At 65.7% G+C, this 15,037-nt stretch carries 9 protein-coding genes; 5 read left to right on the top strand and 4 right to left on the bottom strand.

Features of this window, described 5'->3' with window-relative positions; genetic code table 11:
• Window positions 1–47 precede the first annotated feature (47 nt).
• From Q2T94_RS15695 to Q2T94_RS15680, 4 genes are all read right to left on the bottom strand, one after another.
• Window positions 48–1,442: an IS1380 family transposase gene (locus tag Q2T94_RS15695; RefSeq protein WP_302265605.1), complete on the bottom strand. Its 1,395-nt coding sequence runs from the start codon at window positions 1,440–1,442 to the stop codon at window positions 48–50.
• 207 nt (window positions 1,443–1,649) lie between these two features.
• Window positions 1,650–5,138 (bottom strand): ATP-dependent helicase, encoded by a 3,489-nt coding sequence (locus tag Q2T94_RS15690; protein ID WP_302265602.1) that lies wholly within the window; start codon window positions 5,136–5,138, stop codon window positions 1,650–1,652.
• The gene (locus Q2T94_RS15685; RefSeq protein WP_302265599.1) at window positions 5,135–8,491 is read right to left on the bottom strand and encodes an ATP-dependent helicase; all 3,357 of its coding nucleotides are present in this window, start codon (window positions 8,489–8,491) and stop codon (window positions 5,135–5,137) included. The genes Q2T94_RS15690 and Q2T94_RS15685 overlap by 4 nt, the downstream gene beginning before the upstream one ends.
• 8 nt (window positions 8,492–8,499) lie before the next feature.
• Window positions 8,500–8,922 (bottom strand): MGMT family protein, encoded by a 423-nt coding sequence (locus Q2T94_RS15680; protein WP_302265595.1) that lies wholly within the window; start codon window positions 8,920–8,922, stop codon window positions 8,500–8,502.
• A gap of 116 nt (window positions 8,923–9,038) precedes the next feature.
• Here Q2T94_RS15680 and Q2T94_RS15675 point away from each other — a divergent pair, with 116 nt between their 5' ends.
• The 5 genes from Q2T94_RS15675 (at window position 9,039) to Q2T94_RS15655 (ending at window position 15,008) form a co-directional block, all read left to right on the top strand.
• Window positions 9,039–9,719 carry a 3'-5' exonuclease gene (locus Q2T94_RS15675; protein ID WP_264269211.1) on the top strand — a complete coding sequence of 227 codons (681 nt, stop codon included), beginning with the start codon at window positions 9,039–9,041 and terminating at the stop codon, window positions 9,717–9,719.
• A gap of 433 nt (window positions 9,720–10,152) precedes the next feature.
• Window positions 10,153–11,145: a methionine ABC transporter ATP-binding protein gene (locus Q2T94_RS15670; protein WP_264270964.1), complete on the top strand. Its 993-nt coding sequence runs from the start codon at window positions 10,153–10,155 to the stop codon at window positions 11,143–11,145.
• 3 nt (window positions 11,146–11,148) lie between these two features.
• Window positions 11,149–11,829 carry a methionine ABC transporter permease gene (locus Q2T94_RS15665; protein ID WP_264270963.1) on the top strand — a complete coding sequence of 227 codons (681 nt, stop codon included), beginning with the start codon at window positions 11,149–11,151 and terminating at the stop codon, window positions 11,827–11,829.
• 132 nt (window positions 11,830–11,961) lie between these two features.
• A complete protein-coding gene (locus tag Q2T94_RS15660; protein ID WP_302265586.1) occupies window positions 11,962–12,813 on the top strand; it encodes a MetQ/NlpA family ABC transporter substrate-binding protein in 852 nt (283 codons plus the stop codon).
• 296 nt (window positions 12,814–13,109) lie between these two features.
• Window positions 13,110–15,008 (top strand): HNH endonuclease signature motif containing protein, encoded by a 1,899-nt coding sequence (locus Q2T94_RS15655; RefSeq protein ID WP_302265583.1) that lies wholly within the window; start codon window positions 13,110–13,112, stop codon window positions 15,006–15,008.
• Window positions 15,009–15,037: the final 29 nt, after the last annotated feature.

Raw genomic sequence — 15,037 nt, 5'->3', positions numbered from 1 at the left:
TCCACGGTGGTTTCCTGGTTGCGCCGCAGAGGGCTCGGTGAACGGTTCTAGGCGATTTGGGGTGGGGCGTGCGCGGAAGTGAAGAGCCGTTCCCACTCGGTTTCCCAGGGCCAATCCAGCGGAAGCCGGAGCCTGGTTTTCCTGGCGCTGCGCGCGATGCGCGCCGGAACCTGGATGAGCTTGCGCCGGACCGTTGCGCTCCTGGCGTTGGCGAAGGTGCCGCCGGCCAGGATCCCGGCGGCGCGGGTGAGGTTGTAGGCGATGGCCGCGGCCACCAGCCATGCACTATTGGCGCCGAAGTGCCCGGAGGGCATATGGGCCAGTGCGCTGTCCTTCAAATCCGCGTTGACCTGCTCGATGACCGCGTGTTGGCGGTGGGTCTTGTCCGCAGCGACAGTGTCCAGGACGCCGGAATCCACGGTGGTGAAGAACGCGTGGAAACGGTGGGTGTCAAAGAGGGTGCCTTGCCCGGCGGCCTTCTTCGGGTTCAGTTCCGGGATCCGGCGCACGACCAGGCGCCCGGGAACCCGTTCGGCTTTCTTGCGGGAGGTGAACGCGGTGAAGCCGGTTTCGGCGACCTCGGCGCTGGAGACCAAGACCCCGGTGGATTCGTCAAGGATCGCATCGGTGTAGTGGATGGTCTCCCAGGCAGTCTCCGGGATCGTGGCGATCGCCCGCTTCACGGCCGGGTCCATGCGCACCGTCACCGAGACCTGCGCGCCCGCCTTCATGGCCGCCGATACCGGCCCGTGGCCGTAGTAGGCCGAGTCGAAACGGCACAACACCTTCGATCCGGGCTGGCAACGTGTGAGCGTGCCCAGTGCCTCGGTGACGAACTTCTTGGCTCCGCGGGCGGAGTTGGCTGCGCCCTTGCGCAGGCGTTGGGCGGCAATGAACGGCACCGCGTCCTTCGTGGATGCTGTGGCCAGCAAGGCGTTGAGCCCGCGCACCCCGGAATATCCGTAGCCCGAGCCCTGCTTCTGGTATCCGTGGACCTCGATGATGGTGTCATCGACGTCAAGGAAGATGAACTCGTTCTCCCCGGGGTTTCCCAGCAGCGGGGCCTTGCGGTTCAGGCCCACCAGGAACCTGGAGGCCACGGCATCGAGCTGGCGCACGTGCCCGAAGGTGAAGGAGCGCAGGAAGGACCCCAGGGTGGAGGGGGCGTAGCAGGCGGTGAAGACCTTTTTCATGGCCCCGTGCCGCAACAGGGCCATATCGTCAATGGAGTCGGCGCCGGCCACCATCCCGGCCACGAGAGAAGCAATCTTTAACCCGGCGTTGGCACCTTTGTCGGTGGGCACGCTGAGCCACTGGTCGGCCAGTTCATGCAGGCCCGAGTCCCGGGCCAGGACCATGGCCGGCAGCAACCCGGCGGCGGACACGAGGTTCGATTCGTCGAAGGAAACTGACACGGCGGAGGGTTTGTGGGAAACTTGCATCTACGAGATGCCCTTCATTTCAGGAATGTTGTTACTGTCGCAAGTTCAATTTTCCCTGATATGACGGGCATTTCGTGGTTAAAACGCCGGGCAGGTCCCAAATCTCATCGGTGGATCAAGGCTAAGTCGCAACGCCAACGGGCGGGGACGATCGGATCGTTTCCGACCGTAGCCGCCTCTTGCGTTTGCCCCACGAAGGGTCGGCAATCAGCCGTTCAGCGCTCTCATTGAATTGCTGATCAGGCTCTCGAGTTCGGCTTCATTCGCCAGGTCGTGCGGCCGGATGGTGGTGCCGGAACCCACGTAGTAGAACGCCGCACGGACCTCGGACACGTCAATGCCACGCAGCCGCGCCCAGCCCAGCCGGTACACCGCCAGCTGCAGGGCCTTGATCCGCAGCTCCTCGCCGCGCGGCACCCTCCCGGTCTTCCAGTCCACCAGCAGCCAGGCCCCGTCGGGTTCCTGGAAGATCGCATCAATGCGGCCACGCACCGACACCGGGCCGATGCGCGTCTCGATGGCTGCCTCCACGAATGCCGGCTGTCGGTTGGCCCATTCGGAGTCCAGGAAGGCGTTCTTCATGTCCTCCAGGTCAAGCGCGTCGTCGATGTACGCGTCGGCGGCTTCCATGTAGTCACCCAGTTCCAGCATCCCGGTGGAGTCGAAGTACTCCTCCAGCCAGGCGTGGAACGCGGTGCCGCGGCGGGCAGCGGTACCCGGGCGGCGTGGCACGGGACGGCGCAGCTCGGCCAGCACCGCTGAGGCGTCGGTGGCCAGGTCCACGAAGACGGAGGCACGCACGTGCTTCGGTATCACCGTGGTCCGTTCTTCGGCTGCTTCCTGTGCCTTCCGGGCCAGCAAGAGCTCGGCTTCCTTGAACCAGCTCTCGCCAGTGGGGGTCTGCCAGGTCCCTTGCTGCGCGGGGAAGCCTTCACCATCCTTGGATTCGGCTGACGGATCGGCCGGCGCCACGGTGCCGTCGGAAGCGTGTCGGGCGGCCTGGAGCACTGCCGTGGCCGAGGCTTCCAGCTTGGCGCGGCGTCCCGGTGGCCGGGGGCGTTGCATCCCGCCGCCTGTAACGATCGGTCCTTCCAACGGATCGTACGGCCATCTGGCCTCCAGCGGCGCCTCGCGGAACGGATTGGCCTCCGGCGCGTCTTCGTCCGCCACCCACGTCGTGGATGCGGCCGTGGGGTTCGGCGGATCGACGAGCGGCAGCATGTCCAGGAGGAAACCGGAGGGCTCGGTGAGCTTGGTGCGCGTGCCGGTCCACGCGGTGGCCGAACAGATCAGCAAGGACTTGGCCCGGGTCAGCGCAACGTAGGCCAGGCGCCGTTCCTCCAGTTCGGCGTGGGCCAGCACCTCCGACTTGAACATCCCCTCGGCCTTGACCACATCGAAGAGGCACTCCTGGTCGGTGTCCCACTGCGGCAGGTCGCGCTTGTCCCCGCGCAATGGCCACGGCAGTGCCGCGTCCCCGCTGGTCCAGCGCGAATCGTTGGCACTGGGGAACACGCCATCGTTCATCCCCGTCACAGCAACCACGTCCCATTCCAGGCCCTTGGATGCGTGGATGGTCAGCAGCTGCACCGCGTCCGGATTCGATTCACCGGGCACGATCGCCAGCCCGCCCTCCTTTTCGGCGGCTGCCTCCAGCCAGGTCAGGAATCCCGCAAGGTCGACGCGTGCAGAGGTGCTGGCGTAGTCCTGGGCAATGTCGGCGAAGGCGTCAAGGTGGCGCCGGGCCTCGTGGATGCCGACCCCGGGCTTCGCCGCCACCTCGATGTCCAGCCCCATGGCCCGTTCGGTCTCGCGCAGCAGCGCCTCGAGGTCGTCGTCGATAAAGCCGCGCAGGTAACGCAACTCGTCGCGCAGCGTGCGCAACCGGGCCAGGGCCTCGGGAGTCAGGGCGCGACCGTCGCCGGAGACCCAGTCCGGGTGCGGCAGGTGGTCCAGGGCTTCGATCAGGCTCGCGGCGTCGTTCAATTCAGCCCTGGCCTCCCCGCGGGTGACTTCCTCGGCGCTTTCGGGCGCGTCAAGGTTCTCCGGTCTGCCGTCCTTCAGCGCAAACTCGCGGCGCCTGGCCAGGAAGCGCGACCAGTCGGCAAAGGCCATCAGGTCGGCAGGACCGATGCGCCAGCGCGCCCCGGCCAGCAGCCGCACCAGGTGGTCCGAACGGTTGGGGTCAACCAGCACGTTGAGCGTCGCGACGATGTCGGTGACCTCGGGCATGCTCAGCAGCCCGCCGAGGCCCAGGATCTCGTACGGGATCCCGGCGTCCTCCAAACCGCGGGAAATGGGGGTCAGCTGCGAGCGGGTGCGGCAGAGCACCGCCATGGACGGGCTGCGCCCGTTCTCGGCGAAGAAGGAATTGCGCTCGGCGACGAAGCGCCGGGCCAGTGCTGCCGCCTCCTGGGACCCGGTGGCGTAGCGGGCCAGTTCCACCTTTCCTGTTCCGGCAAAGGCGCTGGGCTTGAGAGACGGCACCGAAATCCCGGATGGTGCTACCGAGTTCAGCTTCGCGGAAACAGCGTTGGCTGCCTGGAGGACATTGACCGAGTTGCGCCAGGCGGTGCTTAGATACGCCACCGAGGCGGGGCGCAGTCCCTCGCCCCCGTCCACGCCTGAGCCGTGGGTACGGGCGGGGAATTCCGTGGGGAAACGGAAGAGCTGCCCGGCCGAGGCTCCGCGGAAGCCGTAGATGGACTGGTTGGGATCCCCCACCGCGGTCAGCGCGTGCCCGTCGCCGAAGATGCAGGAGAAGAGCACCATCTGGGCGTGCGAGGTGTCCTGGAACTCGTCGAGCAGCACCACCTTGAAGCGCGCTCGTTCACTGTGCGCGGCCTCGGGGATTTCCCTGGCGATGCGGGCGGCCAGCGCCACCAGGTCGCCGTAGTCGAGGGCTCCGCGGGCAGCCTTGGCCTGCGCGTATCCAACTGCCAGTTCGGCGATGGTGGAACGGGTGCGCAGCTTGTCCAGCAGCTTGCGGGCCTCCTGGGAGGGTGCTGCGGGCTTGTCGACGCGGTAGGGCAGCGCCTCGAGCCGCCCGACCAGCGTATCGATCCATTCCTTGGCGTCCACCGGGGACACCAGGTGCTCCGCGCATTCCCCGGCGAAGGTCACCACGGCGTCGATGAGCGTGTTCTTGGACGAAGCCAGGTGCTCGTAGTCCCCGGTGTACCCCTCGACCACTGCCGCGGCAACCTGCCAGGCCTGTGCGGTGCCCAAAAGCGCGGTGTCGGACTCGACGCCGATGCGCAGACCGTGTTCCTTCACCAGCGTGTTGGCGTAGGAATGGTAGGTGGACACCGAAGGATCCAGCAGGCCCTCGTCCTCGAGCTCCAGCAACCCGGAACGGGCCAGCTTCTCCAGCTGCCCGCGGATGCGCTGGGCCAGCTCACCGGCGGCTTTGCGGGTGAAGGTCACGCCGAGGATTTCCTCGGGACGCACCTTGTTGTTGGCCACCAGCCAAATGACCCGGTCGGCCATCGTGGCGGTCTTGCCCGACCCGGCGCCGGCGATGACCAGCAGCGGCTCCAGCGGGGAGGAGATGATCGCAGACTGCTCGGGGGTGGGCTGGTGCTGGCCCAGGATATCGGCCAGCTCCTCGGGCGAATACACCCGTTGATCCGTGGCGGGCGAGTCGAATCCGGCCAGCTCATCGGCCGGCGACGTTGCTGCTTCGGTGCGGCTCACGGCTCGGTGACCTGCCTTCCTTCAGAACACAATGGACAAATTCCCGGCAACCGGCAGTTGCTGCCGCTGCGTCCTCCGCGGGCCGGGTCGTGGCGGGAGAGGAAGTCTGCATCCCCCATCAACTGGGCAGCGGACAAAACCATCGGGGTGGCCCAGTCCTCGTCGGTGATGGCGGGCTGGGCCTGTTCACGCGGGGACTTGGTGCCGGTTCCCAATTGCACCAGCGACGCACCGGCCGGAACGCGCGTGAGTTCCTCGGCGGTCTTCCCGTCCAGCGCACCGTTGATGACGGCGGCCTGGTAGGCGCCAAGCTGCGGATGTTTTTCCACGTCCTTGCCGCTGGGCTGGGATTTACCGGTCTTCAGGTCAACGACCCACGGGTTGCCGTCCGCGTCGGCCTCCACGCGGTCCACGACCCCGCGCAGCAAGGCCGCGCGCGGTGCGCTGGGATCGGCCGGCGTCGAAGTGTCGGTGGCAGGAGCCTCGATGGCGGGAGGTGCGGGGATCGTGACTTCGAAGGGGATCTCCCGGCCGATGAGTCGCCGGTTTTCCGTGCGCATCATGACGTTGTACTGTGCCAGCTTCTTGAGCATCGATTCGGCGCGTTCCCTGTCCCGGGCGCCTTCCCAGTTCCCCGGCATTTCCAGTTCGCCCCAGCGCTCCTCGAGCACTCGCAGGTATTCGCCTCCGCTGGCCTCGGGGTGTTCCTCGGCGATGGAGTGCACCAGGGTGCCCAGCGAGCGGGCAAAGTCGGTTGCTGCCTCTCCCCCGGCTGCCTGGACGAACCAGTTGAGCGGTGAGTTCATCACGGCCTCGACCTTCGAGGGGGAAACCTTGACCGGGTCACCGGGCGGGACCACGGGTCCGCTGGAGGTTGATTCGGCCAGTCCCCACCAGCCGGCGGGATGCGCCCCGCGGACCGGGTGCGGTGCGGCGACCAGGGTTCCAAGCACGGTGGTGGCGTCGTGGTGCAGCGGCGCCCTGGCTTCGTCCAGGGCCGTGGCTTCGGCGGCCTGGCGCAGCTCCGCCACCAGGGCGCCGAGGGTCCGGGGTCGCGGGACGAAGATCGTCCGGCGGCCCTGGATCGCCCCGTCGGGGTCCACGATGTCCAGGAAGGACGAGGGCGCGGTGTCCTCGGAGGCCACGGCGATGGCCAGGACCTTGGACTTTGCGCGCGAGATCGCATTGGCGAAGGTGCGCAGTTCGTCGGCGCGGGTCTCGCGGATGAGGGAGGCGACATTGCGGACGGGGAGAATCTGCGGGCCGTGTTCGATCACGTCGCTGAGCGCTCCCCCGCCCAGCAGCTCGCCGCGGAGCTTGGTGTTGGGCCAGATGCCTTCCTGCATGCCCGGCACCAGCACCAGGTCCCATTCGCGCCCGGCGGCCGCCGCAGTGGTGAGAACCTGGACGGAGGCGGCGGACCCGCCCCTGTTGGCCAGGGTGTCCATGGGCAGCTCCTGGCCCAGCACGTGCTCCACGAACTGCGCCACGGAGGAACCGGGCAGCTGGTCAACGAAGCGTTCGGCGGATTGGAAGATGGCCAGCATGGCATCGAGGTCGTGGTCGGCACGCGTTCCCAGGATGCCGCCGGCCAGCGCAGCATCGGTCCATTTCTGGGCCATGCCGCTTGCCGCCCACAACGACCAGAGAGCGGTCTCGGCGTTGACGTCGTTGCTCGCCAGTTCGGTGCGGAGCGCCTGGTACATCCTGGCCAGGCGCCTGGCCCCTGCTGCCTCGCGGCCCATGGTCTCGAGCAGCTCCAGCTGGTCCAGCATCCCGGTGAGCAGTTCGGCGCTGGAGCGGTTGCCTCCGGCCGCGACCTCGTGGCGGCGCAGTCCTTGGCGCAACCGCCGCACGTCCAGTGCCGAGGCGTTGGCGTAGCGGGACATCAAGAGTTCCTGTAGCAACAACGGATCCTGCGGCGCCTCCGGTGCCAGTGCCAGTTGCATCAAGTCCAGCAGCGGACGCACCGCGGGTTCCTCGCGCAGCGGGGTTTCCGCGGGCGGGGTGTTCACCGCGATGCCGGTCCCGGCCAGGTACTTGGCCATGGAGCGGACCTGTGACCCGTTGCGAAGGATCACCGCCATGGTGTCCAACGGCCGGTGGTGGATCAGGTGTTCTTCCAGCAGCCGCTGGGCGACGAGGCGCTGTTCGTGGATGGGCGAGTCCACCAGCAGCACCTCGAGGTTGCCCGGGGCGGGCACCTCCGGCGAGTCGGGTTCGCTGTCCGACACGCCTCGCGCTCCGGCTTCGGCCACTTGGCTTGCGGAGGAGTGATCCGTGTTCCCGTCCTCGGGCACATCAAGGATCCTCCCGGCGCCGCCGGCCGCGACGGGAATCCGTCTGGCCACTCGGCCCCAGGCGAACGCGAGCTCCTCGTTCAGGCGATAGGAAGTCGTCAGCTCGATCGTGCGCGCCGGATAGTTTTCGGTACCCAGGCGGGCACCGAATTCGCCCAGCATGTCCGGGCGTGCGCCACGGAATCCCTGCACGACATTGTCTGGTGCGGCAAAGGCCACCAAGTCGCGCCCGCGGGCCAGTAGCGACAGCAGGCGATGCTGCGCCGGGTTGGCTTCCTGCAGGTCATCGACCATCACCAGGTGCAGGCGTTCATGCTCGGCGGCCAGGAACTCCGGGTTGTATTCCAGGATGCCGGCGGCGGCAGCCAGCAGTCCGGCCGGGTCGAAGGCCTCGGCACTGCCCAAGTCCAAGAGGTCGCGGTATTCCTGGTAGAACTGGGCGGCGGCGATCCATTCGGGGCGGCCCAGGGACTCGCCAAGGTCCTGCAGGGCCCCGGCTTCGAGCCCGTGCTCGGAAATCCTGTCGAAGAGTTCACGCAGCTCCTTGCGGAAGCCCCGGGTGCCGATGGCTTCACCCAGGGATTCGGGCCACTCCGGCCCTGGCGTGATTCCCAGGGCATGGCCCCCGAGCAGGTGTCCGATCAAGGTGTCCTGCTCGGGTCCCGAAAGCAGCCGGGGTGGCCGTTGCAATGCCGGCAGCAGCCCATCCAGCCGGGCCCTGCGGATCAGGTCGAACGCGTAGGCAGACCAGGTGCGCACGGCAGGTTCGGAGAACGTCTTGTCGGTGCCGGCGGAGAGGTCGTCGCGGAGCGTGGCCGCGGCGGAGCGTGTAGGGGAAAGCACCAGCACGTGCTGCGGATCAAGCCCGGTGTCCAGCCGCGCCGTGAGCACTCGCAGCAGCGTCGTGGTCTTCCCGGTCCCGGGTCCGCCCAACACCAACACCGGTCCGTGGCCGGGTTCGAGCTCCAGCAATTCCTGCTGCGCGGCATCGGCGACCAAGGCGTGGTCCGCGGCGGTAAGCGCGATATCGCGGGTGGATGCGAGGGTGTCCATGTGCTCCATCAGATCATTCGCGGGTGACGTTTTGGAATCGGCAGCAGTTCGGCCACGCGGTCAATGCGCGCGTGGTCTGCCTCGGAGGGTTGCCAGCGGGCCTTCGCCATACGGACACCGGAGGCGGTGCGGGGCGTGGATTCCCGGTCCCAGTGCACGTTGGCGATCGACTGCAAGGCCGCCGGAAGGGTCCCGTTGGAGCGGATGACCCGCCACCAGGTGACATCGGCCCCGCCGCGACCCATCGTCTTGCCGACCTGGCGCGGGCCGCCGGAACCGAGCAGTTCCGCAATGTCGCCGTAGGAAAGGACCTTCCCGGAGGGAATCAGCGCAACGAGGGCAAAGACGGCTTCGTCATAGTCCAACCCGGCAGTACCGCCGTCAGCTTGGCCGGTTTGGTCCCGCAGCGGCTCTTGGCCTGGTTGAGTCAACGATTGTCCCCTTTCCCCACACGTATCACTCCATTATCCGGTCTCTCGCAGGGTGTTCATCCACGCTCGTGCTGCGGTGGGCCAAAGTGTCTCTGGTTCCCGGTAGCGTTGGTTTCATGAATTCTTGGCACAATCTCCCCCGCGCTGCATTCGACCTGGAAACCACTGGTCGCGATCCACTCGACGCCCGCATCGTCACCGCTTCCATCGTCGTGGTCAACGGGCGCTCGGAAATCCTGCAGACCAGGGAATGGCTCGTCGACCCCGGCGTGGCGATTCCTGAAGAGGCAGCGGCGATCCACGGCATCACCACCGCCAAGGCCCAGGCAGAGGGAATGGACTCCGCCACGGCCGTTGCCGAGATCTCGGCCTTCCTTGCCGATCTGTTCCAGACCATGCCTGTCATGGCCTTCAACGCCGCGTATGACTTCACGGTTCTTGACCGAGAGGCCAAGCGCCACCTGCTGGACCCGCTTGTCGCCTCGCCGGTCATCGACCCGTACGTCCTGGACAAGCAGGTGGACAAGTACCGCCGCGGCAAGCGAAACCTCTCGGTGATGAGCGAGTTCTATGGCGTTCAGCTGGTGAACGCACACACGTCGGCAGCCGATGCCGCAGCCACCATCGGGATTGCCGATGCGCAGGCCGCCAAGTACCCGAACCTGCAGATTGATGCTGCGGACTTGCACGATTTCCAGGTCGACTGGGCTAAGGAGCAAGCAGCTAGCCTGCAGGAGTTCTTCCGCCGCAAGGACCCAGCTGCCGTCGTCGACGGGCAGTGGCCGGTCAAGGCCTAGCCCCCCCACGTTGCGAATGAGTCTGAAGGCGACCCTGCATGGGGTCGCCTTTGGCGTTTTCGGTGGGCAAAGGTACCTTCCGTCCTCGCTGCGGAAGAGCGCCGGGAAAGGCATCAACGGCACCGGGAGTCCGACCATCGGAGTCGAAGATGCCGGGCCTTCGGCGCAACAGAAGGCAACATTTCCCAGGCGCAGAACACTCGTGACACAGATCACCCTACGATCGGGTAACCCCTCGTAGCGTTTTTGCCGCGGGCAATCGGCGATTTCTTCGAGAATGGCCTGGATTCCACGTGAATCAGACGAATGATCCCGCATTTATGGACAACGGTTGCAAAATATGGCCAACTATGTCCATGATTGCGCCGCATTCATTCGATAGTGGTTGAATGGCCAGTACCCCTTTTCTTTTTGATTGCTAAGGACACCCCTTTTGATCACAGTCACCGACCTGCGCAAGGTCTACCGGCAGGGCGGACGCGAAGTCGTGGCCCTGGATGGTGTCTCCTTGCACGTCGACGCCGGCCAAATCCACGGCATCATCGGCCATTCCGGAGCAGGAAAATCAACGCTCGTCCGTTGCCTCACCCTGCTGGACCGACCCACCTCCGGGTCGGTCGCCGTTAACAACAAGGAACTGGCCAACGTGTCCGATGCCGATTTGCGCACCGCACGGCGACGCATCGGCATGGTCTTCCAGCACGCCAATCTCATGGATTCGCGCACCACGGCGCAGAATGTGGCCTTCCCGCTGGAGCTGATCGGCACACCCAAGGCCAAGATCACCGAAAAGGTCACCGCCCTGCTTGAGCTCGTCGGTCTGACCCAGTTCGCAGACGCCTACCCTGCCCAGCTCTCGGGCGGCCAGCGCCAGCGCGTGGGCATCGCCCGCGCCCTGTCCTCGGATCCCGACGTATTGCTTTGTGATGAGCCAACCAGCGCCCTGGATCCCAAGACCACCAACGAGATCCTCGAGCTCATCAAGTCGGTCCGCGACCGCCTGAACCTCACGGTTCTGATCATCACGCACGAAATGAACGTCGTGAAGCAGGCCTGTGACTCGGTCTCGCTGCTGGAAGCCGGCCGCATCGTCGAGCACGGGGACATCGAAAAGGTCGTCGCCGACCCGGCCGGCCGTCTCTCCCAGGCGTTGTTGCCGATGCCCGGTGAATTGCCGGACAGCCTTCCCGCGGGAACCGTCCTGGACCTTCTGTACTCCGGCACCCAGGCAACCGAGCCGGTAATCTCCTCGATTGCCCGTACGTTCAACACCGACGTAAACGTCCTGGCCGGCTCCGTCGAGCATCTCGGTGAACACCAATTCGCGCACATTCGCATTCAGCTTCCCGAGGGAGCAGACATCACCGGCATCACCAACCACCTGCTCGCCAACGGCGTCGCAGTCACGGTGAAGGAGGGCAAGTAAGCAATGGACTTCTTCAATGACCTGATGACCAACCCCGGCATCACCAAGGCCATGTGGCCGGCGTTCCTCGAGACCCTGCAAATGACCGGCATCTCCGGCTTCTTCACAGTCTTGGTGGGCCTGCCGCTGGGCGTTCTCCTGCTGAACACCGCCAAGAGCGGGTTGACCCCGATCCCTTGGTTGAATCTGCTGCTTTCCGGCGTCATCACCAACATCACCCGTTCCATCCCCTTTGCCATCCTGATGCTGTCCCTGATCCCGTTCGCCACCCTGCTGGTCGGCGTCTCGCTGGGCCCGGTCGCCGCCTCGGTGTCGCTGACGATCGGCACCATCCCGTTCTTCGCCCGCCTGGTGGAATCCGCGCTGCGCGACGTCTCCACCGGAAAGATTGATGCGGCCCTGGTCATGGGTTCGACAAAGATGCAGGTCACCCGCAAGGTCCTGGTGCCGGAAGCACTGCCGGGCATCATCGCGGCAACCACCACCACCGTCGTCACGCTCATCGGGTACTCCGCGATGGCCGGTCTGGTCGGCGGTGGCGGCCTGGGCCGTCTGGCCTACAACTACGGTTTCCAGCGCTATGACGGCACCGTGATGATCGTGACCATCGTGATCATGGTTCTCCTGGTCCAGCTGGTCCAGATCCTCGGCGACCGGCTGGCCCGCCTCGTCGACCACCGCTAAACCGTCGGGGCCCTGCCCCCGCACCAAAGAATTCCGACGGCTCATCCCGCCGGCGCGCAGCCAGTAGCCGCTAGCTGCGTTTGTTTTCCGCTGTCGCCGACACCGGAACTTGATGAAAAGGAAGCGCATCCCATGCGTAAGAAACTCGCACTTGCCCTGACCGGTGTCGCCACGTTGTTCGCACTGACGGCTTGCGGAGGCGGCACTGCCACCACCCCCAGCGCGGAAGCAACCCTCGACCCGGCCAACCCGACCATTGTGAAGGTCGGCTCCAGCCCGATCCCGCATGCCCAGATCCTCCAGTACATCGATGAGAACCTGGCCCCGGATGCGGGCATCGACCTGGAAATCACCGAAATCGACGACTACCAGACGCCGAACATCGCACTGGCCGACAAGACCCTGGATGCCAACTACTTCCAGACCGAGGCATACCTCGCAGACCAGGTGAAGTCCAAGGGATACAAGTTCGAGCACGGCGCGGGCATCCACGTCGAGCCGCTGACCGTCTTCTCCAAGAAGTTCAAGGACATCGCCGAGGTCACCGAGGGCTCCACCGTGCTGCTGAACAACGACCCGGTGAACCAGCTGCGCGGCCTGCGCGTCCTGGAAACCGCCGGCGTGCTCACCGGCCTCGAGGACACCGACTCGGCACTGACCCTTGAGGGCGACGAAGCCAAGAACCCGAAGAAGCTGACGTTCAAGGAAGTCAACTCCGAACAGGTTCCCAAGTTCTACGCCGAGGATCCGACCATCGGCCTGTCCATCATCAACGGCAACTACATCGCCCAGGCGAAGCTGAACCTGGACGAGGTCGTTGCCCAGGAATCGGCCATCGACAACCCGAACGCCAACTTCCTCACCTGGCGTGAAGGCGAAAAGACCGCGGCCATCGCCAAGCTCGAAGAGCTTCTCCACTCGGCCGAGGTTGGAGATTACATCAAGAAGACCTGGACCGACGGAAGCGTCATCCCCGCCTTCTAGGCTCCACCCCCGCTCCCGGCCTCAATCCCGGCCGGGCAGTGAACCCGAGAACGCGCTGTTCCCCCTGCTTCTGCCTTGCGGCTGGAGGGGGGAACAGCGCGTTCTTTGTCTCTGAATCGCCTCATTTCCCACCGCAGGCCCGGCGCATCCTGCCTGGTGCCCGACGGTGGTCGCCACACGCGTTGCTCCCTCCGTCTCCGCTGCCGGCAACGCCTACGCCCGAGTGCACCCGGCGCTTATCCACAATCCCGCCACGTGCCACCCACACGCGTGGCGCCAGGCGCATCATGGGAGACATGAGCACAGCCATCGGCATCATCGACGCGGCACTGACCGCGCTCAACGGGGCACTGGGAACCGGGACCACCGGCCCAACCCCGGATGCCGGCACGCCCATCGACCCGTTGCGAACCCTTGCAGCGCTCGAACTCCTGCTGCGCCGGACCGTTGATGCTGCGGATCGGTCGATCGGTGGCTCCCCGGTCCGCGCCGCGGCCTTTGCGCGATTATCCGAGCGCTTCGCCCATGCGGGCAGCCACGCGCAAATCATCGCCGCGGGCTCGTGCGACATGACCGAGGTCAATACGTTGACCGACGGCGCGCTGGCCGGGCTCAACCGCGTGTTGGCCGCACAGGAGGCCTTCGCCCACGGAGATACGCAGCTTCCTGCCGACGCCGTGAGCGCCGCCGATCGCAAACCGCTGCACAAAGGCACCCCAGAGTTTCTGGAGTCCCAGTTCAATCTCGACTACTTCACTGCCGAACACCGCGTGAAATCCCACGATCGGCTGCTGCCGCATCTCGATGCCGACGGGCAGAGTGCCCCGGCCAGTTACCCGCAATTGGGCAGTATCCTAGCGTCGGGTTCAGTCGATCCGCGCGCCATTGCCAGCGCTGCGGCCAAGCTCGCGGCACTCGAGCCCGCCATCGAAGTCCAATCGGATCCCCACGACGTTCGCACCAAGCTCGAGGCCCTGGTAGCAGGCACCTTGGTCACCGCCGGACAGAAGACCGTCGACAAGTTGATCAAGAGGGCATCCGTCGACCTTGACCGCAGTGTTCTAGACCGCGAGGAAGCCATCATGGAGCGCAACCTCAACCTGCGTTTCAAGGGCAAACGGCCCACCGGCTATGTCTGGGAGTTGACCACCGACGCCGTGGGCCACGAACAACTGATGAGCTTGGCCGACGATCAGAACAACCCCCGCACTTCCTCCGGCCAGCTCGCCGGCCCCACCGATCGTGGCAATGCCGACGAGCCCGGCGAGGACGAGGCCACGGACTGCACCCCCAATACCGCCGACGCCGATACCGCGAACTCCCCCGAGGACGACGCCCACGGCAGCGGCTCCTCGGTAGATGCCACGGACATGTCCACGGACGAAAATTCTTCCATCGCTGGTGTCCGATTCACCGCACCGGGCACTCCCGGTACGCTCGGCACCCCCTTCAACCCAGACTTCCTCCCCATTCCCGAATGGGCGGCAAACCCCGACACGCCGGTCGACCAACGCCCACGCGCGGGCTTCAACGACGTTGGCCGCCCGATTGCCATCTCCCCCGAGGAAGCACCGCTCCCCGGGGAGACCGCAAAGGAAACAAACGCCAGGTTGCGCGCACGCAGGCTCTACCAGGTGGTGTTCGACGCAATCACCAGATTGATCGACCCGCAAACACCCGAGGACGTGTGGATGCCGATGGGCTCCCGCATAGACATCCTGGTGACGATTACCTACGATGCCCTGGCCGGGATCACCACCGAACCCGGCTTCACCCAGCACGGAGAACTCGTTTCCGCTGCAACAGCGCGTCGGCTGGCCTGCAATGCTGGGATCCTGCCGCTGGTCATGGGCGGCAACAGCCAGCCGTTGGATCTTGGCAGGAAAGTTCGTTACTTCACCAAGGCGCAGAAGCGGGCCATCGCCGCCCGCGACCGCGGCTGTGCAAATCCGGGTTGTTCGATGCCGGTGCACCGCACTGAAGTCCACCACATCAAGGCGTTTTCCGAAGGTGGGAAGACCAATGTGTCCAACGGGTTGTTATTGTGCATCCGCTGCCACACCGCTTACCATGCGGGGCATTTTGAGGTCGTTGTGATTGCCCAAATCCCCCATGTGGTGCTGCCCGCATCGCGGGATCCGCTGCGATTACCCAGGCGGAACTGGGTCTTCCATCCGGAAACCGCAGCTGCCTGATCTTCTCCATTCATCGCGTAGGTCACCGT

Source organism: Paeniglutamicibacter sulfureus (assembly GCF_030512175.1).
In the GTDB taxonomy this organism is placed as follows: Bacteria; Actinomycetota; Actinomycetes; order Actinomycetales; family Micrococcaceae; genus Paeniglutamicibacter; species Paeniglutamicibacter sulfureus.
Note: the sequence above shows the minus strand (reverse complement) of the source record. Positions and strands in the feature narration are given on the sequence as shown.